Annotated in this window: 27 protein-coding genes; 13 read left to right on the forward strand and 14 right to left on the reverse strand. The window is 70.0% G+C overall.

Annotation, left to right across the window (positions count from 1 at the left end; all coding sequences use genetic code 11):
- Window positions 1-116: 116 nt before the first annotated feature.
- Window positions 117-1,085 carry a diacylglycerol kinase family protein gene (locus BKD26_RS04355; protein WP_084895913.1) on the reverse strand — a complete coding sequence of 323 codons (969 nt, stop codon included), beginning with the start codon at window positions 1,083-1,085 and terminating at the stop codon, window positions 117-119.
- A gap of 81 nt (window positions 1,086-1,166) precedes the next feature.
- Between BKD26_RS04355 and BKD26_RS04360 the strand changes: the two genes are divergently transcribed.
- The gene (locus tag BKD26_RS04360) at window positions 1,167-1,610 is read left to right on the forward strand and encodes a hypothetical protein (RefSeq protein ID WP_084895915.1); all 444 of its coding nucleotides are present in this window, start codon (window positions 1,167-1,169) and stop codon (window positions 1,608-1,610) included.
- A 491-nt stretch (window positions 1,611-2,101) separates the two neighbouring features.
- Here BKD26_RS04360 and BKD26_RS04365 read toward each other — a convergent pair whose 3' ends face one another.
- The 3 genes from BKD26_RS04365 to BKD26_RS04375 form a co-directional block, all read right to left on the reverse strand.
- On the reverse strand, window positions 2,102-3,046 hold the full coding sequence (locus BKD26_RS04365) for an RNA polymerase sigma factor SigF (protein ID WP_084895918.1): 945 nt from the start codon (window positions 3,044-3,046) through the stop codon (window positions 2,102-2,104).
- Window positions 3,043-3,456, reverse strand: coding sequence for an anti-sigma regulatory factor (locus BKD26_RS04370; RefSeq protein WP_073754203.1), 414 nt, complete (start codon window positions 3,454-3,456; stop codon window positions 3,043-3,045). The genes BKD26_RS04365 and BKD26_RS04370 overlap by 4 nt, the downstream gene beginning before the upstream one ends.
- A gap of 240 nt (window positions 3,457-3,696) precedes the next feature.
- A complete protein-coding gene (locus BKD26_RS04375; protein ID WP_084895920.1) occupies window positions 3,697-3,957 on the reverse strand; it encodes a UBP-type zinc finger domain-containing protein in 261 nt (86 codons plus the stop codon).
- Window positions 3,958-4,004: 47 nt separating this feature from the next.
- Here BKD26_RS04375 and BKD26_RS04380 point away from each other — a divergent pair, with 47 nt between their 5' ends.
- Window positions 4,005-5,603, forward strand: coding sequence for a Na+/H+ antiporter (locus BKD26_RS04380; protein ID WP_084895922.1), 1,599 nt, complete (start codon window positions 4,005-4,007; stop codon window positions 5,601-5,603).
- On the opposite strand, the gene BKD26_RS04385 is transcribed toward BKD26_RS04380, so the two are convergent.
- Both BKD26_RS04385 and BKD26_RS04390 read right to left on the reverse strand, forming a co-directional pair.
- The gene (locus BKD26_RS04385) at window positions 5,579-6,502 is read right to left on the reverse strand and encodes a pyridoxal-phosphate dependent enzyme (RefSeq protein ID WP_084895925.1); all 924 of its coding nucleotides are present in this window, start codon (window positions 6,500-6,502) and stop codon (window positions 5,579-5,581) included. The genes BKD26_RS04380 and BKD26_RS04385 overlap by 25 nt on opposite strands.
- A 10-nt stretch (window positions 6,503-6,512) precedes the next feature.
- Window positions 6,513-7,103: an N-acetylmuramoyl-L-alanine amidase gene (locus tag BKD26_RS04390; protein ID WP_084895927.1), complete on the reverse strand. Its 591-nt coding sequence runs from the start codon at window positions 7,101-7,103 to the stop codon at window positions 6,513-6,515.
- Window positions 7,104-7,344: 241 nt separating this feature from the next.
- Here BKD26_RS04390 and BKD26_RS04395 point away from each other — a divergent pair, with 241 nt between their 5' ends.
- Window positions 7,345-8,760, forward strand: a complete 1,416-nt coding sequence (locus BKD26_RS04395) for a family 2B encapsulin nanocompartment shell protein (RefSeq protein ID WP_084896226.1) — start codon at window positions 7,345-7,347, stop codon at window positions 8,758-8,760.
- A gap of 69 nt (window positions 8,761-8,829) precedes the next feature.
- Here BKD26_RS04395 and BKD26_RS04400 read toward each other — a convergent pair whose 3' ends face one another.
- The gene (locus BKD26_RS04400) at window positions 8,830-9,405 is read right to left on the reverse strand and encodes a TetR/AcrR family transcriptional regulator (protein WP_084895929.1); all 576 of its coding nucleotides are present in this window, start codon (window positions 9,403-9,405) and stop codon (window positions 8,830-8,832) included.
- Window positions 9,406-9,519: 114 nt separating this feature from the next.
- On the opposite strand from BKD26_RS04400, the gene BKD26_RS04405 reads away from it, so the two are divergent.
- The 3 genes from BKD26_RS04405 (at window position 9,520) to BKD26_RS04415 (ending at window position 10,970) form a co-directional block, all read left to right on the forward strand.
- The gene (locus BKD26_RS04405; protein ID WP_084895931.1) at window positions 9,520-10,104 is read left to right on the forward strand and encodes a dihydrofolate reductase family protein; all 585 of its coding nucleotides are present in this window, start codon (window positions 9,520-9,522) and stop codon (window positions 10,102-10,104) included.
- Window positions 10,105-10,167: 63 nt separating this feature from the next.
- Window positions 10,168-10,449, forward strand: coding sequence for a hypothetical protein (locus tag BKD26_RS04410; protein WP_084895933.1), 282 nt, complete (start codon window positions 10,168-10,170; stop codon window positions 10,447-10,449).
- Between the two features lie 62 nt (window positions 10,450-10,511).
- Window positions 10,512-10,970 carry a DUF6304 family protein gene (locus BKD26_RS04415; protein ID WP_084895935.1) on the forward strand — a complete coding sequence of 153 codons (459 nt, stop codon included), beginning with the start codon at window positions 10,512-10,514 and terminating at the stop codon, window positions 10,968-10,970.
- Window positions 10,971-11,092: 122 nt separating this feature from the next.
- Here BKD26_RS04415 and snpA read toward each other — a convergent pair whose 3' ends face one another.
- Window positions 11,093-11,743: a snapalysin gene (gene snpA / locus BKD26_RS04420; RefSeq protein ID WP_084895937.1), complete on the reverse strand. Its 651-nt coding sequence runs from the start codon at window positions 11,741-11,743 to the stop codon at window positions 11,093-11,095.
- A 175-nt stretch (window positions 11,744-11,918) separates the two neighbouring features.
- On the opposite strand from snpA, the gene BKD26_RS04425 reads away from it, so the two are divergent.
- The 3 genes from BKD26_RS04425 to BKD26_RS04435 are packed head-to-tail and all read left to right on the forward strand — an operon-like array spanning window position 11,919 to window position 13,942.
- On the forward strand, window positions 11,919-12,881 hold the full coding sequence (locus BKD26_RS04425; protein WP_084895939.1) for a LysR family transcriptional regulator: 963 nt from the start codon (window positions 11,919-11,921) through the stop codon (window positions 12,879-12,881).
- Between the two features lie 21 nt (window positions 12,882-12,902).
- On the forward strand, window positions 12,903-13,442 hold the full coding sequence (locus tag BKD26_RS04430; protein ID WP_084895941.1) for a GNAT family N-acetyltransferase: 540 nt from the start codon (window positions 12,903-12,905) through the stop codon (window positions 13,440-13,442).
- Window positions 13,439-13,942, forward strand: coding sequence for a GNAT family N-acetyltransferase (locus tag BKD26_RS04435; protein ID WP_107417755.1), 504 nt, complete (start codon window positions 13,439-13,441; stop codon window positions 13,940-13,942). Before BKD26_RS04430 ends, BKD26_RS04435 begins: the two co-directional genes overlap by 4 nt.
- A 451-nt stretch (window positions 13,943-14,393) precedes the next feature.
- Here the strand turns inward: BKD26_RS04435 and BKD26_RS39675 are convergent, their stop codons facing one another.
- From BKD26_RS39675 to BKD26_RS04465, 6 genes are all read right to left on the reverse strand, one after another.
- Complete coding sequence (locus BKD26_RS39675; RefSeq protein WP_143662604.1) at window positions 14,394-15,326, reverse strand: hypothetical protein; 933 nt, start codon at window positions 15,324-15,326, stop codon at window positions 14,394-14,396.
- A 522-nt stretch (window positions 15,327-15,848) separates the two neighbouring features.
- Window positions 15,849-16,952, reverse strand: a complete 1,104-nt coding sequence (locus BKD26_RS04445) for an MBL fold metallo-hydrolase (RefSeq protein ID WP_084895947.1) — start codon at window positions 16,950-16,952, stop codon at window positions 15,849-15,851.
- Window positions 16,949-17,629 carry a hypothetical protein gene (locus tag BKD26_RS04450; RefSeq protein WP_084895949.1) on the reverse strand — a complete coding sequence of 227 codons (681 nt, stop codon included), beginning with the start codon at window positions 17,627-17,629 and terminating at the stop codon, window positions 16,949-16,951. The genes BKD26_RS04445 and BKD26_RS04450 overlap by 4 nt, the downstream gene beginning before the upstream one ends.
- Window positions 17,630-17,677: 48 nt before the next feature.
- On the reverse strand, window positions 17,678-19,840 hold the full coding sequence (locus BKD26_RS04455) for a sensor histidine kinase (protein ID WP_084895951.1): 2,163 nt from the start codon (window positions 19,838-19,840) through the stop codon (window positions 17,678-17,680).
- 234 nt (window positions 19,841-20,074) lie between these two features.
- The gene (locus tag BKD26_RS04460) at window positions 20,075-20,605 is read right to left on the reverse strand and encodes an NUDIX domain-containing protein (RefSeq protein WP_084895953.1); all 531 of its coding nucleotides are present in this window, start codon (window positions 20,603-20,605) and stop codon (window positions 20,075-20,077) included.
- 1 nt (window position 20,606) lies between these two features.
- Complete coding sequence (locus BKD26_RS04465) at window positions 20,607-21,962, reverse strand: transcriptional regulator (RefSeq protein WP_084895955.1); 1,356 nt, start codon at window positions 21,960-21,962, stop codon at window positions 20,607-20,609.
- A 222-nt stretch (window positions 21,963-22,184) separates the two neighbouring features.
- Here BKD26_RS04465 and BKD26_RS04470 point away from each other — a divergent pair, with 222 nt between their 5' ends.
- The 4 genes from BKD26_RS04470 (at window position 22,185) to BKD26_RS04485 (ending at window position 25,199) form a co-directional block, all read left to right on the forward strand.
- A complete protein-coding gene (locus BKD26_RS04470; protein ID WP_084895957.1) occupies window positions 22,185-22,934 on the forward strand; it encodes a hypothetical protein in 750 nt (249 codons plus the stop codon).
- A 78-nt stretch (window positions 22,935-23,012) separates the two neighbouring features.
- Window positions 23,013-23,924 (forward strand): phosphotransferase, encoded by a 912-nt coding sequence (locus BKD26_RS04475; RefSeq protein ID WP_084895959.1) that lies wholly within the window; start codon window positions 23,013-23,015, stop codon window positions 23,922-23,924.
- A gap of 1 nt (window position 23,925) precedes the next feature.
- Window positions 23,926-24,618, forward strand: coding sequence for a class I SAM-dependent methyltransferase (locus tag BKD26_RS04480; RefSeq protein ID WP_084895961.1), 693 nt, complete (start codon window positions 23,926-23,928; stop codon window positions 24,616-24,618).
- Between the two features lie 35 nt (window positions 24,619-24,653).
- Window positions 24,654-25,199 carry an HAD domain-containing protein gene (locus BKD26_RS04485; protein WP_084895963.1) on the forward strand — a complete coding sequence of 182 codons (546 nt, stop codon included), beginning with the start codon at window positions 24,654-24,656 and terminating at the stop codon, window positions 25,197-25,199.
- The last annotated feature ends 62 nt before the right edge of the window (window positions 25,200-25,261 follow it).

The raw sequence follows: 25,261 nt of genomic DNA on the forward strand, positions 1-25,261 counted from the left end.
CAACCCCTTCCGGAAAGTTTTTTTTGATTCCTCGGTGTCGGCTAGGTCACAGCCGTACTTCTATGGGGTGGACCCTGGCCCATACGTTCGAGATAAAGGACCAAGGGCCCTTCCACTCACACAATCACACGCAGTGCACGACGAACGCCTGTGAACGTCACGCTGCTGCGCAGGCCCAGGTGGTCTCCGTCCATCTGGAAGGGCAGCGGGACCTTCGAATGCAAGGCGAAGTCGGTCAGGTCGTGCAGCGAGAGAGCGTGCTTGCCGTGCGGGCCGCGCTCCGGGCTGGACGTCAGTAGCTGGGTCGCGTACCGCGCCACGGAGGCGGTCGACAGCCGGCTCAGCGCGAGCACGTCGAGGGCCGTGTCGAAGGATGCCCCGGGCGACGCGTACACCGGACGATTGCCCAGGTAGGTCCAGGGGGCGGTGTTGCAGACTATCGACAGCGCGATGTCGTGGACCGGGTCCGCGTTCGGGCGCTCCAGCGTGATCTTGCCGTGCCGGCGGTGCGGCTCGTCCAGGAACTGGCGCATGGCCTGCCGGATGTAGAGCGCGTGCGTCGATCTCTTGCCGCGTTCGCGCTGCTGTTCGACCCGGCCGATCACGCCCGCGTCGAAGCCGAAACCGGCACAGAACGTGAACCAGCGGGCCGGAACGGACTCGTCCTCCGTGCCGGGCGTGCCCGCCGCGAGCCCAAGACCGACGGTGCGGTCCCGGCGCTCCCGCAGCGCGTCCAGCAGCGCGCCGGTCGCCTCCACGGCGTCGTTCGGCAGGCCCAGGGCGCGGGCGAACACATTGGTGGACCCGCCCGGCACGACCGCGAGGTGCGGAAGCCGGTCGGGGTCGGGGCCGTGATGCAGGAGACCGTTGACGACCTCGTTGACGGTGCCGTCGCCACCGAGGGCGACGACCAGCTCGACGTCCCGGGACTCGGCGGCCCGGCGGGCGAGGTCACGGGCGTGGCCCCGGTACTCGGTCGTGACGGCCTCCAGCTTCATCTCGCTGGCCAGCGCGTGGATCAGTACGTCACGGGTGCGGGCACTGGTGGTGGTGGCTGCCGGATTGACCACGAGAAGTGCGCGCATGCCCGCCAGGTTACCTACCGCGCGGTACCGGGCCCAGCCCCGGCCCGGCCCGTGGACGGGGCCGGCCGTTACCCTGCGGGGGTGAGCAGTACGGAGCAGACCCCCGCCGAGACCCCCTCTTCCGCCCCGGGTGCCGCGTCGCGGCCCGCACGTGTGACCGCCGCCGCGGTCGTGGCCGGCCTGGAGGCGCTCGCCCTCTTCGCCGGAGGCGCGTACCTGCTCGTGACGAGCCTCACGGGCCGGCCGGACGACCTGACGCAGGCCCTGACGGGCGGCGCGACGCTCCTCGCGCTCGGCCTGATTCCGCTGCTGGCCGCGCGAGGACTGCTGCGGTGCCGCAGCTGGAGCCGCGGCCCGGCGATCATCACCCAGCTGATGGCCCTCCCGGTGGCGTGGACGCTCCTGCAGGCGTCGAGCGCCGCGATCCCCGGGGGCATCGCCCTCGCGGTCGCGGCGGTCGCCGGCCTGGTGCTCCTGGTCCACCCCCAAACCACCCAGGCCCTAGGCATCCGCCCCCGCGCCTGACCCCCCGGGGCGGCGCGTCATCGCGGGTCGGGGCCTCACCGCTGTGAGGACAGGCTTTTGGGCGACGCCTCCCCGCCCGTTGTGGGCAGTCGCCGGAGGGCCCAGCCCTCCCCGTTGTGGGCAGTCGTTCCGCAGAGGCGGCTCCCTCACCCGTTGTGGGCAGTCGTTCCGCAGAGGCGGCTCCCTCACCCGTTGTGGGCAGCCGTTCCGCAGGCGGAACGGGTGGGCACAACGGAACCAGGGCGGTGCCTTTGCGGCGGTTCCTCCCGGGGCGGTGACCGTTGCCGGTTCGTCCCGTGGGCGGTGCCCCCGCCGGTGGCGCGGTGCGGCTCGGCGCCTGCCGGGGGGTGGGGGCGCGGCCCCTCCGGGCTCGTCTCCTCGAGGCCGGCGGCCTTGGGTACGCCTAAGGGAGCCGTTACGGCGCCGCCAACCTCTGCGGGGACGACCCTGCACGGCCCCACCCCCGGCCGGTGGCCGACTGCGGGTGGGGGTTACTCCTCGACCAGGAGCTTCTCGCGCAGTTGCGCCAGCGTCCGGGCCAGCAGGCGCGAGACGTGCATCTGGGAGATGCCCACCTCCTGGGCGATCTGCGACTGGGTCATGTTGCCGAAGAAGCGGAGGAGGAGGATCCGCTTCTCCCGGGGCGGGAGGTCCTCGAGGAGCGGTTTGAGGGACTCCCGGTACTCGACTCCTTCGAGGGCTTCGTCCTCCGCGCCCAGCGTGTCCGCGACGGCGGGGGACTCGTCGTCCGTGTCCGGGACGTCCAGGGAGAGCGTCGAGTACGCGTTGGCGGACTCCAGGCCCTCCAGGACCTCCTCCTCCGAGATGCCGAGGCGCTCGGCCAGCTCGTGCACCGTCGGGGAGCGGCCGTGCAGCTGGGAGAGCTCGGCGGTGGCCGTGGTCAGGGAGAGGCGCAGCTCCTGGAGGCGGCGGGGGACCCGTACCGCCCAGCCCTTGTCGCGGAAGTGGCGCTTGATCTCGCCGACCACGGTGGGAGTGGCGTACGTGGAGAATTCGACGCCGCGGTCGGGGTCGAATCGGTCGACCGACTTGATCAGGCCGATGGTGGCGACCTGCGTCAGGTCGTCCAGCGGCTCCCCCCGGTTGCGGAAGCGGCGCGCGAGGTGCTCGACCAGCGGCAGGTGCATCCGTACGAGCTGGTTGCGCAGCTCCGCCCGCTCGGGCGAGCCGTCCGGCAGCGTGCGCAGCCGGATGAACATCGCCCGCGCACCACTGCGGTCGTGCGGATCGTGGTGGTGGTGCTGGTTCTGCTGCTCGCTCATCTGGGCCGCCCGCTCCGCCTGCGCCTGCTCCGGCGCATCCAAAAGACCGTCCACCGGGTGCGGCCGCGCCTGCTGTTCCGGGATGCCCTCCGGCGAGCTCAACACCCGTGGGCCGCGCTCCTCGTCTCGCACCGGACCGTCCCCGTTCCTCACGCCGGCCCGGGTCCCGCGCCGCGCTGTTTGTACAGGCTGATGGAGACCGTCCGGTCGTCGGCGACGGACGAGTCGACCTTGCCGGCCAGCGCCGAGAGCACCGTCCAGGCGAACGTGTCACGCTCCGGGGCCCGGCCGTCGGTCGTGGGCGCCGAGACCGTGACGTCCAGGGAGTCGTCGATGAGGCGGAACACGCAGCTCAGGACCGAGCCGGGCACCGCTTGCTGGAGCAGGATCGCGCACGCCTCGTCGACCGCGATGCGCAAGTCCTCGATCTCGTCGAGGGTGAAGTCCAAACGCGCCGCCAGGCCGGCCGTGGCCGTACGCAGCACGGACAGGTAGGCACCCGCAGCGGGCAGCCGGACTTCCACGAAGTCCTGGGTCCCGGGCTCGCCTGCGATCTGGGACACCCTCACCTCCAAGGTGGCACAAGCTCTTTCGGGGCTCGGGGAGGGGAGATCTCCCCCGAACCGGTGCGGTACGCAGGTGTGCGTAGTCCGCCGTGACGCTATCGCGATCCATGGTGCCGTGTCGCCGGGACCCCCGGTCCGGCGCCTGTCACTCATGGTAAGCATATGAGTACGCACAGTGGCTAGGGGTCTGCGGGGCCCAATCGCGAGAAACCGGCGGAGGGTTGACGTACCCAGACGTCACACGATCGAACCGTCGACAAAGCACCAACGCCACTTTTCCCGGGGTTCGAAGGTCCGCATCACCGGGTGACCGGTGTCCTTGAAGTGCTTGGTGGCATGCTGCCCGGCCGAGGAGTCGCAGCAGCCGACGTGTCCGCACATCAGGCACAGGCGCAGCTGCACCGGGTGCGTGCCGTCGGCGGCGCACTCGGGACACGTCTCGGACAGGGGGGTGGGCTCGGGCCGTGGCAGTTCGGCCACGTGCGGGCATTCGCGCATGATGGCCAGGCTACGACGGGCGCGGCGCGGGCGAGAGTGGGGAGACGATGGACGCACTGCCATTGGTGGCGCTGGTCGCGGTGAGCGCCGCGATCGCGGGGGTGGCCCGCAGGACGCCGGTTCCGGCGCCGCTGCTGCTGGTGGCGGCGGGGCTCGCCGCCTCGTACGTACCGGGAGTGCCGGACTACACCCTGGACCCGCACATCGTGCTGCCGCTGGTGCTGCCGCCGCTGTTGCACACGGCCGCGCTGGACTCCTCGTACCTGGACCTGCGGGCCAATGTCCGGCCCGTTGCTCTGTTGTCGGTCGGGTATGTGCTCTTCGCGACGCTGGCCGTGGGGTACCTGGCGCATCTGATGGTGCCGGACCTGCCGCTGACCGCCGCCCTGGTGCTGGGCGCCGTCGTCGCGCCGCCGGACGCGGTGGCCGCCACCGCGATCGCCCGGCGGCTCGGGCTGCCGGGCCGGATCACCACGATCCTGCAGGGCGAGTCCCTGGTGAACGACGCGACCGCGATCACCGCCTACAAGGTGGCGCTCGCGGCGGCCGTCGGGGAGGGCATCAGCTGGGCCGGCGGGATCGGGGAATTCGCGCTCGCGGCGGTCGGCGGGATCGGGGTGGGGCTGGTGCTGATGGTGCCGATCCACTGGCTGCGCCGGTGCCTGCGTGAGCCGCTGCTGCAGAACACGCTGTCGTTGCTGATTCCTTTTGTCGCGTACGCGGCCGCTGAGCGGGTGCACGCGTCCGGGGTGCTCGCTGTTGTGGTGGTGGCGCTCTATTTGGGGCACCGGGCGTGGCAGGTGGACTTCGCCACCCGGCTCCAGGAGGAGGCGGTGTGGAAGATGGTCGCCTTCGTGCTGGAGTCGGCCGTGTTCGCGCTGATCGGGTTGCAGCTGCCCCATGTGGTGCGGGAGCTGGGTACGTACGGGACGGGCGAGGCCGCCCTTTACGCGGTGGGGGTGTTCGCCGCGGTGGTGGTTGTGCGGTTCGTTTGGGTTTTTCCGGCGACCTATCTGCCGCGTGCGCTGTCGCGGCGCGTGCGGGAGCGGGAGCCGGGCGTCGACTGGACCGCGCCCGTGATCGTCGGCTGGGCGGGGATGCGGGGCGTGGTGTCGCTCGCGATCGCCTTCTCCATCCCGGTGACCACCGCTGGGGAGGCGTTCCCCGCGCGGAACCTGGTCCTGTTCCTGACGTTCACCACCGTGATCGGCACCCTGGTGGTGCAGGGTCTCTCCCTGCCGCCGCTGATCCGGGCCCTGAAGGTGCCGGGACGGGACGTACAGGCCGAGACGCTGGCGGAGGCGCAGGCGCAGAACGAGGCGTCCCGGGCCGCCGAGCAGCGCCTGGAGGAGCTGCTGGGGGATGAGCGCAACACGCTGCCGGGGCCGCTGGCAGGGCGGCTGAGGGCGGTGCTGGAGCGACGACGCAACGCCGTGTGGGAGCGGCTCGGCGCGGCCAACCCGGTCACGGGCGAGTCCGCGGACGACACCTACCGGCGGCTCGCGCGGGAGATGATCGCGGCGGAGCGCGAGGTGTTCGTACGGCTGCGGGACGAGCGGCACATCGACGACGAGATGATGCGCACGCTGCTGCGCCGGCTGGACCTGGAGGAGGCTGCCGCCTACCGGGAGGCGGCCGACGGCTGACCGGGATCCGGGCGGCCGGTGATCACGGCGGCGACGGCGGTTCCGGGCGGGAAGGCCCCCTCCTGGACGAGGGTGACGAGTCCGTACACCATTTTGGCGACATATATGCGCTCGATGGCGAGTCCATGCCGCGCCTCGAAGTCGGCGGCGAACTCCTCCAGGGCGGGTGCGGTACGGGCGTAGCCGCCGAAGTGGAACCGCTCGTCGAGGCTCCAGTCGCCCGCCGGGCCGCCGAACGCCGCCTCCTGGAGGGCTCTTATGTCCGTCGCCAGGAACCCGCCCCTGAGGACCGGTACGCCGATCGCCCGCCGGTCCTCGCCGAGCCCGGCCGCCAGCCCCGCGAGCGTGCCGCCCGTCCCGCACGCGACCGCCGCCACGTCCGCGCCCTGGGCGCGGAGCTCCCGGCCCAGCTCCGTACAGCCCCGAACCGCGAGGGCGTTGCTGCCGCCCTCGGGGACGACGAAGCTGCCCGGCGGAGCGTCGTCCAGGAGGCGTGCGAGCACCTCGGGGTCGCCCTTGGCGCGGTACGTGGCGCGGTCCACGAACAGCAGCCGCATCCCGTCCGCCGCGCACCGCGCGAGCGATGGGTTCAGCGGGCGGCCGGCGAGTTCGTCACCGCGTACGACCCCGGTGGTGGGGAAGCCGAGCAGGCGGCCGGCGGCGGCCGTGGCACGGAGGTGGTTGGAGTAGGCGCCGCCGAAGGTGAGGACGGGCCGCCCGGCCGCGCGGATGAGGTTCGGAGCGAGTTTGCGCCACTTGTTGCCGGGCAGGTCCGGGTGGATCAGGTCGTCGCGCTTGAGCAGCAGCCGCACGCCGTGCCGGGTGAAGCGCTCGTCCTCGACCGGCTCCAGGGGGGAGGGGAGCAGCGGGTCGAGGGAGGACAGGCCGAGCGGGTTCACCCGGCCATTGTCACGTCAGCCGTTCCGCGACGCGTGCCCGCATCGTCTTCATGGAGAAGCCGCGCGGGTCGACCTTGCCCGGCTGCCACTCCAGGTGGCCGATGACCGAGCCTGCGGTCCAGCCGTGCCGGCGGCAGACCGCGGCCGCCGCCTTCTCGATGGCCAGCAGTTGTGCCTCGGGCCACGGGTCCTTCCCGTCGCCGAGGTTCTCGCACTCGAATCCGTAGAAGTGCGGGTTGCCGTCGACGTTCGCCTGGTTGTCGCGGGGGAGTGTCCTCTCCGCGATCACGGCGCGCAGCACGTCGCGGTCGCCCTTGCCGGCGTGGTTGGCGCGGCCGTAGCCGACCAGGTGGACGCAGCCGTCCTTGGTGATCACGCCGTGGCAGAGCGGACCGGGCAGGCCCGGGCGGCCCTTCCGGCAGAGATCGACGGTGTAGTCCCTGCCCTTGGTGACGGTGTGGTGGATCATCACGCCGTGGACCGGCCCCCAGGGGCCCTTGTGGTTGCGGTTGTGGTGACGCCAGTCGCCGACCTCGACGACGGTCAGGCCTTCGTCGCGCAGCGCGTCGAGAAAGCCGTTCGCGGACATGGGTGGGGCCATGCCGCCTCCTTCGTGGTTGTGCCTGTCGCGGTAGTACCCGATGGGCCGGGGCGGCTTGTGTGTTCGTACGGCGTGCGAGCCGATCCGGACAACCGCGCAGTGGGGCTGGAGAGGACGGGGAAACACCTGTCATGCCCCGTGAGTGAAGATCCAGTCTCGCTCATTTGTGTAATGGTGTCACTACGCCCTGTGCTGAAAGGCTTTTCCTCTGAAGGTCAGTCCATGATCGAGAGGGATGTTCATGTCGGTTGGTTCGGTTGGCGAGGAAACCCGCATGGAGCAGGCACCGCCGCAGCAGAGTCTCGGTACGGCCGCCGCGCGGAACCTGGCGACCACCACCAAGTCGGTTCCGCAGATGCAGGAGATCACCTCCCGGTGGCTGCTGCGGATGCTTCCGTGGGTGCAGGTGCAGGGCGGTACGTACCGGGTGAACCGGCGGCTCAGCTACTCGGTGGGCGACGGGCGCGTGACGTTCGTGCAGACCGGCGCGCGGGTCGCCGTGATCCCGAACGAGCTGCGGGAGCTGCCGGCACTGCGCTCGTACGAGGACGGCGCGGCGCTCACCGAGCTGGCGCAGCGGTGCACGCAGCGGGAGTTCGCACCCGGCGAGGTCATCGCCGAGGCGGGCACGCAGACCGACCGGGTGTTCCTGCTGGCACACGGCAAGGTCGAGCAGATCGGCACCGGTCCGTACGGCGACGAGGCGGTGCTGGGTGTCCTCGCCGACGGGGCCTACTTCGGCGACCACTCCCTGGTCGACCGGGACGCCACCTGGGAGTGGACGGCCCGCGCCGCGACCGCGTGCACCGTGCTGGAGCTCACCCGCGCCGACGTGACGAACCTGGCGGAGCGCGCCGAGTCGCTGGCCGGGCACCTGGAGGCGCTGGCGTCCCTGCCCCACCAGCGCACCAACACGTACGGCGAGAAGGCCATCGACCTGTCGGCCGGTCACGTCGGCGAGGCGGTCGTCCCGCACACGTACGTCGACTACGAGGCCTCCCCGCGCGAGTACGAACTGAGCGTCGCCCAGACCGTGCTGAAGGTCCACAGCCGCGTCTCCGACCTCTACAACCAGCCGATGAACCAGACCGAGCAGCAGTTGCGGCTCACCGTCGAGGCGTTGCGCGAACGCCAGGAGCACGAGCTCATCAACAACAAGGAGTTCGGGCTGCTGTCCAACTGCGACTACGGGCAGCGGCTCCAGCCGCACGACGGCGTGCCCGGCCCCGACGACCTGGACGAGCTGCTCTCCCGCCGCCGCGGCAACAAGCTCTTCCTCGCCCACCCGCGCGCCATCGCCGCCTTCGGGCGCGAGTGCAACAAGCGGGGCCTCGTCCCGGACACGGTCGAGGTGGCGGGCCATCAGATCCCCGCCTGGCGGGGCGTACCGATCTTCCCGTGCAACAAGATCCCGGTCTCCGAGGCCCGCACGACCTCGATCATCTGTATGCGTACGGGCGAGGCGGACCAGGGCGTCATCGGGCTCCACCAGACCGGCCTGCCCGACGAGATCGAGCCGAGCCTGTCGGTCCGGTTCATGGGCATCGACGAGCAGGCGATCATCTCGTACCTGGTCACCGCCTACTACTCGGCGGCGATCCTCGTGCCCGACGCGCTCGGGGTGCTGGAGAACGTGGAGGTCAGCCGCTGGCGGTGACGCCCCGGTGGCGGCGGGGGCGGCGAGCCGTCCGGGGCCTCCGCCGCCACCGGCGTACCTCCGGGTGTGTCACCGGGCGGGCACGATCCTGTCCACCACCGTCTCCACGACCCGGTCCAGCTCCTGACCGGAGAGCGTCCCGGGCAGGGTGAAGTGCTCCAGCAACACCCCCGTCATGGCCAGGTACAGCACCAGCACGGTGTCCGCGTCGCCCGGCAGCCCGGCGTCCAGGTGGAAGCGGATGTTCTCGTCGAGGTCGGCCCGGACGGCCCGGGTCAGCTCGGCCTGGAGGGCGGGCCGCCGGGTGGCCTCCAGCCGCAGCTCCAGCATCGCCAGGTAGCCGGTGCGTTCCGCCGCGATCCGCCGCACCAGCCACTTCATCAGCTCGGTGACCAGCTCCCGGCTGGGCTCGGGCCGCATCGCCGCGTCCACCTTCTCCGGCGCGGGGACCATCCGCGCGTGGATGCGCGAGCCGGCCTGGGTGAGCAGGTCGTCGCGGTTGGCGAAGTAGTTGGACGACGTACCCGCCGGGACCCCCGCCTGGGCGTCGACCGCCCGGAAGGTCAGCCCGCGCGCGCCCTCCCGCGCCAGGACGTCGATCGCGGCATCGAGCAGCGCCGTTCTGCGTTCCGGATTCCTCGCCATGCGGCGGCCTCCTGAAAAAAGCTCTTGCGCAACCACTACGCTTGAAGCACTATAGCCGTCGTGGTTGCGTCCTCGCAGCCCGACTTCGACCACCGACCACGGGGGGACATCCGTATGCGCAAGCTCACCTACCTCGTCGCCTGCTCCATCGACGGCTTCATCGGCGACCCGAACGGCGACGCCTCCTCGATGGTCCAGTTCGCCGGGGACGAGTACCTGGCCTGGTATACGGCCGAGTACCCCGACGCGCTGCCCGTCCAGGCCCGCGCGGCGATCGGGATCGCCGACGCGGAGAACAAGCGCTTCGACACCGTCATCCAGGGTCGCGGCAGCTACCAGCTCGGCCTGGACGCCGGCATACCCAGCCCCTACGGGCACCTGCGCGAGATCGTCGCCTCGCGCAGCCTGGAGAAGTCCCCGCCCCCCAACGTGGAGATCGTCCCCGACGACATCGTCGGCCGGGTCCGCGCGCTCAAGGCCGAGGACAGCGAGCTGGGCATCTGGCTCTGCGGAGGCTCGCGCATCGCCGGCGAGCTCCTCGACGAGATCGACGAGCTGGTGATCAAGACCTACCCGCAGGTGTACGGCTCCGGCATGCCGATGTTCGGCAGCGGCTTCACCGTCACCGACTTCACCCTGGATGCGCTGCGGGCCTTCGACAACGGGGTCGTGGTCCGTTGGTACGGCAGGAAGCGCTGACCGCTGCCCCCCGCCCGGCTCCAGGAACTGTCCGGACCGCCGAAACCGCCATATCCTGGGGCCATGGGCAGCAGCGAAGGACGCCGGACCGTCCGCCGCCCGCAGGCAGGGCCCGAGCGTCAGTGCCCCACCTGCAGACAGCCTGTGGGGACGGTCCTCAAGCGACGCAAGATCCTCGGCGTTTGGGCCCCCGTGTGGGAGCCCGGGCCATGCCGCAACCCCGGCTGCGAGCGGTACGCGGACGAGCTGAAGGACGACCCGGAGGACGGCCGCCGGGGCGGCCCGCAGAGCGATCCGCGGGGCGGCCCGCAGGACGAGCCGGGCAAGAACGCCGAGACCGGCTGAAGTCCGGCTCCAGGGGTGACCGGCCGCACGTGGCAGGCGGTCCTACCGCTACAGTCCGCGCCATGTCATCGGAGTCGACGGAAGTCTGGACCGGCTGGTACCGGGACCGCCGCGGTGCGGAATCGATCGTGATCGCGGCGGACGGGCGGCGGATCGCCACCCGCATCAGGGGCGTGGAGTACGCGGGCGCGAGCTTTGACGGGCTGCGCGCGGCGGAGGAGAACGGCGGCCTGCCCTTGGCCGGCTGCGTACTGGAGTGGGACCTGCCGCTGCCGGTCCTCACCGACGGCACCACCCAACAGGCCACCCTCAGCTGTCTGTTGGCACTGGGTGAAGCCCTGTCCGACGGCTCACCCGAGCGAGTGGATCTTCAGCTGACCCTGCACTGCGGGGGAGCGGCGTACGAATCGGGCCTCGCCGGTGGCGACTTCGACCAGGCCCTCGATCGCATCCTGCGCCAGCTGCCGCCCGGCACCCGCTTCGGCCGCAAGCTCCTGGAGGGCGCCGAGGCCGCGGCGTGACGCACCCGGCGCCTCCTGTCCCTGGAGGCCCGGCGGGGCCCCGGCGGCCGGGTGGCCCGGGCGGCTCCGGCGGTCCCGGGGCCCCGGCGGGCCTGGGTGGCCCGACGGGGGGTGGGGGTGGGTCAGGAGGCGTTGGCCAGGGCGGCGGCCAGGCCGGCCCGCCACAGGTAGTCGACGCGGGCGCGCTCCTGCGCGTTGGGCTGGGCGTTCTGGCACGACGGGCCCGGGCCGCCACCCGACATCAGCTCGCTGCACGGCCCGGAGTAGTGGTCGGGCAGGCCGAGGACGTGGCCGGTCTCGTGGGCGGTGACGCGGGTGGAGTTGTAGACCTGGTTCTGGCGGTAGTCGAGGAAGATGTAGCCGCGGCCGTGGCCGTCGGTGCTGGCGTACGAGCCGCGGGAGTCATTGCCCTCGTAGTACCGGAAGTCCGGGTTGCTGCCCTCCTGGAGCTTCACATTGCTGACGGAGCTGTTCCAGATCTGTGTGGAGCGGGCTATCTGGGTGCGGAAGCTCGGGGCGTTGGCCGCCGAGTAGACGACGGTGACGGCCTGCGCACCGGGGTCGGCGGCGCGCTTCTCGGCGACCGACTCCAACACGGCCTCGAAGAAGGCCCGGTTGGCCTGGGCGTCCTCGGCGGAGCCGGCGTACGAGGCGTACGACGCCGTCGCGGGTGCGGCGGTGGGTGCGGCGGCGGTGGCGGTCGCGGCCGGTACGGCTGCCAGGGCGGCGGCGAGGCTCAGGGCAGCGGCCAGCACGGCCTTGGGGTGTCTCATGGGGGGCTCCTCGTGATCCTGAACGGCTGGGTGGGCCGTTCGGTTGGGGAGAGTGTCGAGGAGCCGGCGCGCCGTACGGATGATGTCAACGGGCGATAGCACCGGCGCATCACCCGCCTCCCAAGTCCCTTGCCGCGTCTGGTGTTACGCACAGCGCCGGTCCTACCCTCGGGACATGGAGCTGGAGGTGAGGCACCTGCGGGCGCTGTGCGCCATCGCGGACACGGGCAGCCTGCACAAGGCGGCCCGCCTGCTCGGCGTCAGCCAGCCGTCCCTGACGACCCAGCTGCGGCGCATCGAACACGCCCTGGGCGCCGAGCTGTTCGCACGCGAACGGACCGGCTGCCGCCCGACCCCGCTGGGCCATGCCGTCCTCAGCCGCGCCCGCCCCCTCGTGGCCCAGATGACCGTGCTCGTCACCGAGACCAGGGCGGCCGCCGCCCGCGCCGACGGCGCCCGGCTGCGCGTCGGCTCCACCGCCAGCCGGGCGCTCGCGGGCTGGCTGCGCCGGCTGCGGGACCGGCTGCCCGGCACGGACATCTCGCTGCACATGGACGTCTCGGCGGGTGCCCTGCTGCGGGCGCTGGCGGCCGGGCAGCTCGACGTGGCGTTCGTCCACGAGGTGGAGGGCTGCCCGCTGCGCGTACCGGACGGGCTGGAGCGGCGCGTACTGGTCGAGCGCGAGCCCCAGTTCGTCTCCATGGCGCGCGACCACCCGGCGGCCGCCGCGCCCGTCGTGGCGCTGACCGACCTGGCCGGTGACCGCTGGATGGTCGACCCGACCGTGGACGGCGAGTGGGACGGGCTGCGCCGGGTGCTGGGGGCGGCCGGGATCGACCCGCCCGTGCTGCACGGGGACTACCACACGGCGGCGTCCCTCATCGTGGCCGGCGAGGTGGTCGCGCCCTGCCAGCCGACGTCGGGCCCGCGCGACGACATGGCGATACGGCCGTTACGGGGCGACCCGCTGGCGGTGCGCCTGCTGCTCTACAGCGGCCCCGGGGCGAGCGCCGACGCGGGGTGCGCGGAGTCGGCGTACGCGGACCTCGCGGCCGCCTACCGCGAGGTGGCGCTGCGGACCTCGGCGTACCGGCAGTGGCTGCTGCGCCACGGCAGCCCGTTGGCGCAAGCGGCCTGACACCCTCCACGAAAGGCACCCATGCCCACCACGCCGCCCCTCACCCTCACCGACGGCCGGATCGTGCTGCGTGAGTGGACGGACGCGGACGTCCCCGCCATGACCGCGCTGTTCGACGAACCCGCCGTCGCGTACCGCACGCCCCTCGCCTCGCCCTTCGACGAGGCCGCGGCGAGGGCGTACCTGACGATGATCCGCCGCACCCGCGCCGACGGCACCCGCCTCCACCTGGCCATCACCAAGGACGGCGGCGCACCGCTCGGCGAGGTCCTGCTCGGCTTCGTCCAAGGCGCCCTCGGGTACGCCGTCGGTGCCGCCCACCGGGGCCAGGGCCTCGCCTCCCGCGCCACCCGCCTGCTGACCGGCCACGCCCACGCGGTGCTGGGCCTGCCGCGGGTGATCCTCCAGATCGAACCGGACAACGCCGCCAGCACGGCCGTCGCCCGCGCGGCCGGTTTCCGTCTCACGGACGAGCCGCCCGAGACGGTACGGAGCAACGGCCGCACCCACACGCTCCTGACATGGGCCCACGACGCCCCGCCGGTCAGGATGTACCCATGACACCCGCTGCTCCGCCCTCCCTCACGATCCGCCACGCCCGCCCCGCAGACCTGCCACGCGTCGCCGAACTGGCCGTCGAGCACGCGGTGTACGAGAAGGCCGCCCCGCCCGCCCCGGGCCTCGCCGACCGGCTCGCCGCGCTGCTCTTCGCCACTGACGCCCCGCGCCTGCGCTGCCTGGTCGCCGAACACCCCGGCGACGGCCACCTCGTCGGCTACGCCACCTGCGCCCCCGAGCTCTCCACCTGGGACGGCCGCGAATACCTCCACCTGGACTGCCTGTTCCTGGAGGCCGGCCAACGGGGCCTCGGGGCGGGCCCGATGCTGATGAACGCCGTCCTCGCCGAGGCGCACGCCCTGGGCCTGACGGAAGTGCAGTGGCAGACCCCCGCCTGGAACGAGGGCGCGATCCGCTTCTACGACCGCCTGGGCGCCCAGGCCAAGGAGAAGCTCCGCTACACCCTCCCCGTCCCCGACGGCTCGCACGCCCCGGCAGGATGACTGGAAACGCACGGCGGCCCAGCCATGGCGTATGCCGCCTGGCCGGGCCGTCGTTCTGTTCCGCTCCGCCGAACCTCACGCGAGCCGCTCGTGCGTACCCGCTCCGTCATGGACGCCGTGTTCGGCGGCCTGCGGGCCGGGTGCGGTCAGGAGGAGCGTGATCGAGGATCAGGCCTTCTTCGTCTCCTAGTAATGGGCCGGGGCGGTGACCTGCGGGGATCTTCCCTGCGGGGCGCTGACCTGGCCTTTTGCTGATGGCTGGCGATGGGGTGCGACGGTCGTGATCGGGTGTCCTGCGGACTGTGTGCGGACTGATGCCAGCTTGGCATTGTCTCCGTGATCACGGACTTGTCGTTACTGCCGTCTCGCCGTCTCGCCGTCTCGCCCTCGTGCCGTATCCGATCACCTGTCCGGGGCCGGCCGTCTTCCAACTCCCCACCCGTTGCGCAGGTCAGCCCCAGGGGAGTGATCGGACTACGGTGACGGTCAGGTGGCGGCAGCGAATACGCTCGTCGAGCCAGTGGACGACCTTCGGTCCGTCCAGCACTTTCAGCAGCTCCTGGCAGCGTGCCGCGCCACCTGTCAGCGGCTCCGCCACGATCAGGTGGTTGTCCACGGCCACCGACTGGTCGCCTTGAATGAGAATCCCTGTTCCACGGGCGCCTCCTTTAGCCCCTTGCCCTGGCCGGGATGTACGGCGCATGACCACGAACGGGGGATCAAGCAAACGCCCACCGAAGCGGCGCCTGCGCAGTGGAAGGCCCATCTCGCCTTGGCCAGGCAGTTCCTTCGCCGTGAGATAGGGAACCACTGGTCCGTCGTGGGGGTCTCGGTTGTCGACGACAGGGCCGACTCCAACGCGGAAATGGTCGCCTATGGCGCTGCCCGTGGTGACGGCGGACGGCGGCCACCAGGCGACCGCGCCTGGGTGGCCGTCTGCTCTCCGTACGGCGGAGAGCAGGAAGACGTCTACGTCGGTGTGGTCGTCGAAGAGGCCGTGCGGGCGGATCTCCTCCATTTCCAGCCGCTTGGCGAGCTGGCCTCGCCAAGCCTGGTAGCGGCTGCCGCTGCGTAGTACGTCGGGCAGGACGGCGAAGAGCCTCCCGCTAGGGGCCATCGCGGCTGCCGCCTGAGCTGTGAACGTCGCTGCCAAGGAAGTCTTGCCCGTCGACCATGTACAGCCGGGGAGCGCCGCATCCGTGCCGTAGGGGGGGTTCAGAAGCAGTCGGCCTCCGAAGCCACGGCCTTCGGAAGCTTCACGCAACGCCTGCAGACCGTTGCCGACCTGCACCCGCGGGAAGGCGGTGCGCCACCGGTGTTCCATGAGCGGGGCTTCGGATCCGACAGCGCGATGACGTTCCAGCACGGCCAGGACCAGCCGCATGCGCGCCACTGTTACAAAGGGATCGTGAAGGTCGTGGCCCCTCACTCGGCGGTTCCACAGGGTGAGCGTCTCCGCTGGTGTCGCCCCTAGTGGGAACTGTGCCGTGCCGGCGATGAGCAGGTCTCCGCCGCCACACGTGGGGTCCCAGATCACGGGTGTCCGTCCGGATGCAGTGCTGCGCGCCAACAGTCCCTCGTACGACTGCAGGACTCTTCCTGTCGTGAAGAAGGATCCGGTGGCACGGCGGTCGGCTCGTGAAACTGTGCGTCGCAGTTCCGCCGACGCCTGGCCGTTGAGGGCATGTGTCACGTCGTCCGCCACACGGCGCCAATGACCTGAGGCTACGTCGGTCACCAAGGTCTCAAGCTGACGTGCGTACGTCTCGTAGGCAGCAATACTCATGTGTCCCCCTCCTGCTGATCCGGAAGGGATGACGTCCTGGATCAAGTGTTTGGATTGGCTGCGGTGTCATTCTGCAGCAGCGCTAAGGGCGTTGGGAACGGATCACCGAATCCCGTCGCGCTATGTCCCATCAGCCACTTCCTCCAGGCCGATGATGTCGGGAGCCTTGCGCGGACCGGGGATGGGGAGTCGGCAGAGCGGGCTGGCTACGGTACCGCTGTCGACGAACGACCGGTGGGTCTCCAGCGGCGGGTCGAAGCGCAGTCCTGCCTCGACGCGTGTCACGGTCACGCTGCCCGCACAGGACCGGCCAGATTTGCGGCCCGCTGCCGGGATGACTGCCAGATGCCGGTCGGTGACGAGTTGTTTTTCCTCATGGCAGTGGACGGACAACTGCGTGCACGCGATGTGGGCGTCTGGTGCCGCCAGTCGCACACCCGCCATGATCTCCCGATGAGGATTAGCGGGGCGCAGTCCGCCCCGGATGGAGAAGATGACCAGTCGAGGGGCCACCAGCCCCGTGAGGTCCTTGGCGAAGGACTGCGGATCGGCCTTGCCCGGGAGTCCTCCGTGGTGGGGGAAGACGAGGACTGGCGCCGACAGCTGATGGCCGTTCTCTTGAACGTGCTTGAGTGCCACCGCGTCCATGTCAGCCGCGAGGAGGACGGCGGGCTCTTCCTCCAGGTGTACGCGGACCACAATGGACACAGTGTTTGTGTCCAGTTTGCCGAAGGTCGGGGAGGCATCCGTCGGGCCGGTGCCGGCCATCAGGAAACTGGGGTGGCAGACTTCGAGCCTTGCCCGGCCGCAGTACAGCGTCTGAGGAGTCTCCGTGTGCAGCATCTGGTGCCCGCCGAAGCCGCCGCGCCTGTGACGTGTATGAACGGCTCGGATCAATCGTTCCCAGATCCGGCTGTTCTTCTTCGCATCCGGGTTGAACCAGGCGGTTCCCACCGTGCGCAGCGGATCGAGCAGAATCTGTGGGCCGCCACCGGCGTGGTCCTGGTCCGAGTGCGAGATGATCAGGTGCTCGATGTGCTCGCATCCGACACGATCCAGTTCGCGCTGGACGATGTCACCGGGGGCCGCGTCGATGACTGCGCATGTCGAACCATCACGCACGACAGCGGAGTTGCCGTGCCCAACGTCCAGGACAGTGACAGCTAAGTCTGCTTCTGTTTGCTGGCTGAGCGCCAGTTCGGTGGGAGTAGTCAGGTCGGTCATGCGGTGAGCCACTCCTGCGGCAGATCGGGAGCGAGAATGATGTTGCGATAGAAGAGGGCGGAGGCTTCCTTCGCGTAGCAGTTCACCTCGGCCTCAAGCCACCGGCCGGGAAGCTCTTCCGGATGCAGACCTGTGGCCTCCTCGATGGGGCGCAACGGCATCCAGACGGAGGAGTCGATCTTCCAGCCGACCACGACCACCTTCGCCTGTGGTTCCTCGCCCTCGGACCGGACACTGAGGACTTCGATCGGAGTCGCGAAGGCACGCCGTTCCCGCGCGAGGTTTCCCGCGAGCTCGTCCAGCGTGTATCGGAGGGCGTCGACCACCGCATCGGAGGCGTCGCTCTTGTCGACAACGCTCGGAATGCCCTCGCGCCAGCGCAGAATCGCCCCGTTCTGATCGGTGTTGACGTGGCTGCTGATGAGGACGGCGGGCAACGGCGTGCCCGCTCTCCGATTGGCCTTGCACACCAGCTCCGCGCCCGTGAAGCGGGCATTACCCCGCCCGCCGAGGATGTGGTCGCACACCACGGCGTCGTAGCGATCGCCGAGAGAGGCAAGGAATGTGTCGGCGTCCTGGCCGGGTGCGAACTCGGTGATCATCTCCGTGCGGAAGCCCGCGTCCTGGAGTGGATGCGTGATGCTGCTCGCGTCCATGAAGTCGTCGTCGATGACCACGACCGACGATCCCTCTGCCAACGGACGTACGCTCACTTGGCCCCCAGCTCATGCCCCTTGGCCTCCGGCGACTTGGGCCGGAAGCCAGACCATGATACGTGCTCCACCCAACTCGCCGTGCCCACGGGCCTCTTGGGTGCCTCCGAGGTCAGCGACGATGTCCCGGACGATCGTGAGGCCCAGGCCGGTCCCATTGTCGCGTGTCGTCTTGCCCGGCAGCCAGATCGCGCTCAGCGAGATGTCCTTGATTCCGGGACCCGAATCATCAACGCAGAGACTCAGGCGAGGTGTGTCTCCTTCCACGACCAAGCGCGTTCTGACGCGGATTGCGCGCTCTGGCCGGATGGCATCCGTGCGTGTGAAGGCATGTGCGGCGTTCACAATCAGATTGGACAGGATCGACTCGATGTCGGCGATCGTGCTGCGGACGATCGCGCCTCCCGCGTCAAGGTCATACTCGACCTGGATTCCGCGCTCGTCGAGGTAGCGAGAGAAGAGCCGGATGATCGCCGGGCACTCTCGGTCGAAGTCGACGTCGGTGATCTGTCGCTTGTTCTTCGTCAGGAGGGTCAACGGGAGACGGGCGAAGGTCTCCAGGGTCTTGGCGCTGTCGATCGAGTTCTCGACCGACGAGTGGAACCTTTCTTTGTATTCGTCTTCCGAAACGTGCTGCTTGACCCGGCGACTGACCGTCTTGACCTCGTTGATGATGCGGGCCGCCGGCTTCATCGCCTCGTGCGCGAAGACGGCGGTGCTGGTGCCGACCGTGGCCAGGGTGCGGTACAAGAGGAGGTCTTCGCGGAGCGCTTCGATTTCCTGACGTTGAGAGTCGAATACCTCGGAGGCTCCGGCGGTGAAGGACTCCAATACCGCGGAATCAGCAACTCCGTCCAGAGTTGGCGCTTCGGAATCCTTCGGGCTGATGGCCTCCAAGAGGTTGCGGAACTGCTTCTCGGCTTCCTTGACCCGGTCGCGCGCCTTGGGCGACGCGCCAATGCGACGCTGCTCCCGCAGTTCAAGTCGCTGCTCCGCCGACCAGTCCAAGGCGCGCTTTGCGAACTCCTGCAGTTCAAGGAACTGCAGGTTGTCGACGAAGCCGCTGCGATCTGTCTTGGGCTGGAGAAGCTCGTCAGGGTCCTCCACCTGAATGCGGCCAACGGAGTTGTTCGTGGACGCGCGACCCTCGGGGCTCGCTGCACGCCGCAGGTTGATAATCAGCCAGTCGTTCCCCACGTCTCCGTAGGGCTGCACGCGGAGCTCCCGATGGTATAGGTGAACCCCGCCTACCTGCTTGAGCCACTCCTTGATCTCCGCTGTGGGCTGCTGCGCGAACCGAACCTCCTTGGAAGCACCGGGGTTGAGATTGAACATCCACATCTCGAACGTGGCTGGCGGCGCGGAAAACGTCAGGGGCGCATCGCGATTGCCACGCCCCTGGCGTTTCCTGCCCACATCGTCGTGGCCCGCTGACTTAATGACTTCACCACGCCAGTTGTAGAGGGTCGCGGAAGCCTTGCCCTGCTCGTCCAGCCCGGCCACGAGACGGAACTCGACCCACTGAAGCAGATCCGCAGTGATCACCTTGGCCAAGTTCTCGAACTCCGGGGAGTCACAGGTTACGCGGAACGCCGAGCCATCGGCGAAGGGGCCCGTGAGCATGAGTACCGATCGAGCGAGACGGTCTGCGTCCTGCTGGGCGATTCCTTGGCGGAGCCCCGTGATCTCGACGGTCGTGCCGGTATCTCCCTCGCTCTTCTGGCTCTTGATTGCCAGCGGGACGTCTTCCACCGCGTCGGACGCGTCGATGCGGTCCCAGTCAATGGTCAGCGTGTGCTCGATGCCCGGCTCGTCCAAGGAGCGTGTGCGTACGGTGACATGGGTACCGAGGCGCAGGGCGGCAATTCTGCCCAACCCCTTCTCACCCACCTTTCGCCGACCGGTCCGGGTGTGGGTGTTGGACGACTTTCCGGACTTTCCTATGAGGAGAAAGCCATTGGCCAGCTGGTCCGCCGTCATTCCGTCGCCGTCATCCGAGACGATGAGCGTCCCGCCTGGCTGCTCGGCTTCACTCATCTGTAGTCGGCAGAGCGTGGCATCCGCGTCGTAAGCGTTGCGGACGAGTTCCATGATGCCCAAATCCGAGTGTGGGACCAGTTCTTCACCGAGGCGGGCGAGGATCTCCGGGGCGAAACGGAGGTGGTGTTGCGTCAAGGCGTTCCTCCTGTACGGCGCGGCCAAGACACCGCCGCTCGATCGATCGGATGGGACATGGGGAAATCGTAGCCGTCTCGTCGTCGGCGACATGAGCGACAAGAAGCCAGATGTCGCCGGGGCAGCGAGTCAGCCTCGAGGGAGCCCGATCGGTGCATTCAAATCAGAAGACCCACCGGTAGTCCGGTCGAACCTGGGGGAGGCCGTCCTCTAGCTGGAGCGCCATTGGTGTTTCTATCGCCAGCCGTCGAGAGAGACTTCCGGGCCCCCCGTGAGGTACCGGTGGAGGGCGCTTGAGGTGGTGTCCACGAAGTTCTCGGGAATGGCGTCGGAGTCGACCCAGCGGACCTGGGAGTGCTTGCGGGGTTCGCGGTTCTCGGGTTCGCCGGTCCATTCGTGGGCTGCGAAGACGACGGTGAGGAAGCCGTTGGGGGCCTCCACGCCCCAGGCGCCGTGGATGATGTGGGCGACCTTGAGCGACTCGGGCTTCACCGTGAGGCCGGTCTCCTCGTACAGCTCACGGACGGCGGTCTCGGTGATCGGTTCGCCCGGCTCGCTCTTGCCGACTGGGAGGTCCCACAGGCCCTGGGCGAACTTGGCGTTCTCGCTGCGCTGGAGGAGAACGACGCGGTTGGTGGCCGTGTCGTGGACGATGACGGCGGCGACCAGCAGGGTCATGGACTCCCGGGCCGGCTTGAGGGCCTTCGGCTGCTCGTCGGTCTGCTGGGCCACGGTGTTCCCTTCGTCGGGCGGGTTGTTGGGCATGTTAGGCGAGGGCTTCGCGGGCGCGGCGGGCGAGATCGGCCGCACCGGGCACTTTGCGGCGCTGGTAGACCGCGAGGGTGGAGCGGATCGAGTTGATCGCCTTGCGCGTGCGGTCGGAGGTCATGCCTTCCATGAGAACGAGGGCCTGCGTCCAGGCGGCGACGGCTTCGTCTGCGCGGGCCTGGGCGGCGAGGCTGTCGCCGAGGTCGGCGTGGGTGAGGGCGTGGACGCGCTTGTACTTCTCCGGGTCCCAGCGGGTGAGGGCGTCTCGGTGCTGCTGTTCGGTGCCGATGTGGTCGGCGAGGTCGGTCAGGGTGCGGGCGGTGTGGCTGGCCACGGTGCCGGTGGCCGGGCCGCTGACGCGGGAGTAGCTGGGCTGGGGACCGTCGTCGCGGAGGAGGGCGTCTTCGGCAGCGAGCAGGGCCCGCGCAGCCAAGGGGTGCTCGTCGGTGGCGGCGTAGGCGCGGGCGTGGGTGATGTGGAGGAGCGCCTCGGTCTGGCCGTCAACGTGGCCGAGACCTGTGCGGAGGGCGCCTTCGACGAGGGCGACGCAGTGGTGGGGCTGCTTAAGGCTCAGGGCCTGGTGGGCGAGGGCGCGCATCATCCAGGCGGCGTGGCCGTGGGGGTCGGCTTCGCAGGCGAGCTTGTAGCCGACCTGGTAGTAGCGCTGGGCGGCCCCTTCCTGGCCGAGGTCGTGGTGCTTCCACCCTGCGAGGTAGGCGAGTTCGGCGACGGCGCCGAAGGCTGCCCGGCGTAAGGCTTCGCTGGGGAAGCGTCCGCGCAGCATGGGGGCGGCTGTGTCGGCGAGGTACGCGGTGACGGTGGTCAGGCCGTGCCCGCCGCCGAGGCGCTCGTCGGCGGCGCTGAAGGCCGCGGTGATCTGCCGTACGACGTCCACGTCCTCTGCCCCGACCAGGGACGTGCCGGTGCGGGCGCGGAGCATGCGGGCGGTGGCTTCGTGGTCGTAGCCGAGCGGCATGGCGACGCCGGCAGTGGTGAAGGCCGCGATGGCGAGGAAGCGGCGGCGCTCGACGTCGGCACGACCCAGGTCGGTGACCGCGAGGACGGGGTCGGATTCCGCCGGCGCATCGTCATCACCGGCCTGGAGGCCAATCTCGGTCTGGGTGATCATGCGCCCCGCTCGGCGGGACAGTGCTTCGGCGAGGTACTGACCTACCCGGCCCGAAGGGGCACGGATGCCGTTCACCCAGTGCGAGATGGCCGACTTGTTGGTCTGGAGGATCTCGCCGTTCTCGGCGGCGATACGCCGCACGTCTCTGGCAAGGGCCTCGTAGGTGCAGTCGACCGCCGCGATGACATCGTGCAGACGGGAGTTGGGTTCTCTCGGCGCCGCCACGATCGCCTCCGCCCTGGAGCTGTAAACCGCGTATACCGCTTCAACTGCCTTCCACCGTACCCACTGAGCGTGACCACCGGTTCACTTATCAGCAGCCGCCCGGAACGGCGCAACCGTGATCCAGGCTCCCCTTGGACCGGGCGGCACCCCGAAGTTCCGTACACCCACACCGGGCTCGGGCATTCCTGTGCCCGAACCCGGCCGATCAGAGACGGAGACACGGTGACCACCATCGACACCACGGCCATCACGGTCGAGCTGCCCGAGGCGTTCGACCCGCGCTGGAACCGCCTGCCCGGCATCCAGGTCGACGGCCGGCGCATCACGATCGACCCGGCCGAGTACTTCTTCCGCTTCGAGTCGAACACGTGGCTCGTCGCCGACTGGGAGCTGGTCAAGTCCCAGCTCCTAAACGTGGATGAGACGACCGAGAGCGCGGTCGAGCAGCTCGCGCTCGACTTCATCAAGCAGCACAGCGAGTCCACGTCCGACGCGGCCCGCGTCCTGGCCACCGCGTACGAGGTGTACGCGTACCTCTTCCGCGAGGAGCACCTGGCCAGCCTCGGCCTGCCGCAGATCACCGCCGACCACCTGCGGATGCTCCGCGAGGCGGCCACGCTCATGGGGCTCAACAAGGTCGAGCTGGACGGGCACATCTCCAACGTCGGCCCGTGCTGGTTCTTCCCCGCCGCCACGTCCGTCGTCTTCGACCTGGACGACGAGATGGGCGGGATGCTCGACGAGGTCTACCACGGCGGCTGGTTCAACGAGCACCGCCGGATCGAGTCCATCAAGGCCCACGCCGCCCTCGGCGGCCGGCTCGTGCACGGCTGCCAGTCCGTGCCGGACCAGTCCGGCGGAGTGGTCGCGCCCTACGGTGCCTCGATGGCGAACTTCCGTGACGATCTCGCCGCGTTCAAGGCGGGCTGGATCGAGCAGGTCTACGCCCACCGCGTGAACCCCGCCGCGTAACCCACCCGATCAGGCTCCGGGGCAGGCCGGCATCCCTCGCCCGCCCCGGACGCCACCACCCATCCCCGGAGCCCTCCCGTGACCACGAACCCCAGCGCCGAACTCCTCGACAACCTGCTCACCGCGACCGGCCAGACCACCGCCGCACGGAATGAGGTACGCGTATGGTCCATGTCCGGCGTCGAGCGCGTGACCTCCCCCGACGGCTCCACGGCCATCTTCAAGTACGCCAAGAAGCCCTTCGACAGCGAGGACCAGGCCCTCCGCCTGGCCCACACACTCGGCGTCCCCGTCCCCCTGGTCCACGCCTCCGCCGTCCTGGACGGATGGCTCGGCATGCTCATGGAGGACCTCGGACCGTCCGTCCGCGAGGCCGACGACCTCGACGGTGTCGCTGCGGCCGTGGTCCTGCACTGCACCCGTACGGCTCCGCCCTTGCCCGTCCTCGGCCAGGAGCGCTTGCGGACGCTTCCGGCCCGGGCGTTGGAGCATCTCGAACGGCTGCGCAAGGTCGACCGGTGGCAGGACGCCGACGACGTCGAGGATGCGCTCGACCGGATCGCCCAGGCCGCCGAGGCCCGCTCGGCCGGAGCGACGCTGGAACCGTTCGGCTGGGTGCACTCCGAGTTCCACCCCACCAGCCTCCACGTCGGCGAGCGCGGCTGGCGGCTGCTCGACTTCGCCCGCGCCTTCACCGGCCCCGGCCTGCTCGACCTCGCCAGCTGGCACGGCACCATCGAGCCCCCGCACCCGCTGCGGCTGCGCGTCTTCCTGGAGCAGTACGTCACCGCCGGCGGCACCCCCGACGCCCTCGCCCCGCGCGGCGGGCTCACCGCCGAGAACTGGGCCCTGGGCTGGCACCGCATGTGGGCCGTCGAGTGGTTCATGGAGCAGTCGGTTCGCTGGATCAACGACCCGGCCACTGACCCCGGCTACGTCAAGGTCGTCCGCCGGCACCTCACCGACGTGCTCCACCTCCTGGAGATCTGACGTGCTCGCGCAGACCTCGCCGTGGCACGCCCACGCCATCCAGCGCACCGCCGCCGGACTCGCCGAACCCTTGGCCGTGCCTGCCCGGATGGAATGGACCACGAGACCCGGCCAAGGTCCCGGCGCAGAGATCCTCGGCCCCGACCTGCACGGCAAGCGACTCCTGGAACTCGGCTGCGGCCCCGGCCACAACGCCGCCCACCTCGCCACCCGCCACGGCTCCCATGTCACCGGCGTCGACCTGGTCGGCCTCCAGGTCCGCCGCGCCCGCTCCCACTACGGACGGCTGAACAACCTCACCTTCGTCGCCGGCCACGCCCTGCACTACCTGCAAGCCTCCGACGAGCAGTTCGACGCGATCTACTCCGTCTTCGGCGCCGTCGGCCTCGTCGCCCCCGAGCTCCTGCTCCCGGCCATCGCCCAGCACCTCACGCCCGGCCGGGTGCTCGCCTTCTCCGTCCCGCACCCGCAGCGCGGCGGCCGCAGCCCCTCCGGCGACGACCGGCCCCGCCGAGACCACGTCACCCTGCCCGACCGCACCCGGCTCCCCATCGCCCGATGGGAGTTCGGCATCGACCGCTGGGAGAAGCACCTCAGCCAGGCAGGTTTCTGGCTCACCTCGGCCCAGGAGTTCAACGACCCGCGCATGGGCCACTGGCCCACCACCCTGCTGATCCGCGCTCGCAAGCTCTGACCAGCCATTCGTCCCGGCTTCCCTTGGAGGAACCGATGCACCCTCCCTACCTGCTCCTCGACATCGACGGCGTCCTCATACCCTTCCCCAACACGGACGGCTCGACCCCGGCCACCCACGCCCGCCACGACGTCGTCCCCACCGGCCGGAGCGCCGACAACCCAGTCACCGTCTGGCTCGACCTCGCCCACGGCCCCATGCTCATGGACGTGATCCGCCGCGGCCTGGTCACCCCCGTCTGGTGCACCAGCTGGCGGCACGACGCCACCACCCTGATCGGACCGCTCCTCGGCCTCCCGTCTCTGTCGTACGTCGATCTCCCGCGTCCACAGATCACCACCAGCCACCCCAACGGCTACCTGTGGAAGCGTGACCACGTCGACGCCTGGCTGGGCGACGCCCCCGCCGTCTGGATCGACGACGACTTCACCGGCCTCGACCATGAATGGGCGGTGGAGCGCACTGCGAAGGGAACGGCGACCCTCCTCATTCAGCCCGACCCGCACCTCGGTCTACAGCCCGAGCACCTGACCGAGGTCACGAGGTGGGTTGCGCAGTTACCCACAGCCCGCGTCGTCTGACGACTGATGCCCTCGCTGCCACGAGCAGCGAGGGCATCAGAGTGTTGCTTGAGCGTGAGCCG

The sequence above is a fragment of the Streptomyces sp. CB03238 genome, assembly GCF_002099185.1.
In the GTDB taxonomy this organism is placed as follows: domain Bacteria; phylum Actinomycetota; class Actinomycetes; order Streptomycetales; family Streptomycetaceae; genus Streptomyces.

Coding starts and splice junctions, on each gene's coding strand:
- BKD26_RS04415 (WP_084895935.1), top strand. CDS start 10,512: ATGTCATCGGAGTCGACGGAAGTCTGGACCGGCTGGTACCGGGACCGC.
- BKD26_RS39675 (WP_143662604.1), bottom strand. CDS start 15,326: ATGCGGCTGGTCCTGGCCGTGCTGGAACGTCATCGCGCTGTCGGATCC.
- BKD26_RS04430 (WP_084895941.1), top strand. CDS start 12,903: ATGCCCACCACGCCGCCCCTCACCCTCACCGACGGCCGGATCGTGCTG.
- BKD26_RS04445 (WP_084895947.1), bottom strand. CDS start 16,952: ATGACCGACCTGACTACTCCCACCGAACTGGCGCTCAGCCAGCAAACA.
- BKD26_RS04395 (WP_084896226.1), top strand. CDS start 7,345: ATGTCGGTTGGTTCGGTTGGCGAGGAAACCCGCATGGAGCAGGCACCG.
- BKD26_RS04435 (WP_107417755.1), top strand. CDS start 13,439: ATGACACCCGCTGCTCCGCCCTCCCTCACGATCCGCCACGCCCGCCCC.
- BKD26_RS04485 (WP_084895963.1), top strand. CDS start 24,654: ATGCACCCTCCCTACCTGCTCCTCGACATCGACGGCGTCCTCATACCC.
- BKD26_RS04425 (WP_084895939.1), top strand. CDS start 11,919: ATGGAGCTGGAGGTGAGGCACCTGCGGGCGCTGTGCGCCATCGCGGAC.
- BKD26_RS04410 (WP_084895933.1), top strand. CDS start 10,168: ATGGGCAGCAGCGAAGGACGCCGGACCGTCCGCCGCCCGCAGGCAGGG.
- BKD26_RS04400 (WP_084895929.1), bottom strand. CDS start 9,405: ATGGCGAGGAATCCGGAACGCAGAACGGCGCTGCTCGATGCCGCGATC.
- BKD26_RS04375 (WP_084895920.1), bottom strand. CDS start 3,957: ATGCGCGAATGCCCGCACGTGGCCGAACTGCCACGGCCCGAGCCCACC.
- BKD26_RS04460 (WP_084895953.1), bottom strand. CDS start 20,605: ATGCCCAACAACCCGCCCGACGAAGGGAACACCGTGGCCCAGCAGACC.
- BKD26_RS04390 (WP_084895927.1), bottom strand. CDS start 7,103: ATGGCCCCACCCATGTCCGCGAACGGCTTTCTCGACGCGCTGCGCGAC.
- BKD26_RS04405 (WP_084895931.1), top strand. CDS start 9,520: ATGCGCAAGCTCACCTACCTCGTCGCCTGCTCCATCGACGGCTTCATC.
- BKD26_RS04355 (WP_084895913.1), bottom strand. CDS start 1,085: ATGCGCGCACTTCTCGTGGTCAATCCGGCAGCCACCACCACCAGTGCC.
- snpA (WP_084895937.1), bottom strand. CDS start 11,743: ATGAGACACCCCAAGGCCGTGCTGGCCGCTGCCCTGAGCCTCGCCGCC.
- BKD26_RS04380 (WP_084895922.1), top strand. CDS start 4,005: ATGGACGCACTGCCATTGGTGGCGCTGGTCGCGGTGAGCGCCGCGATC.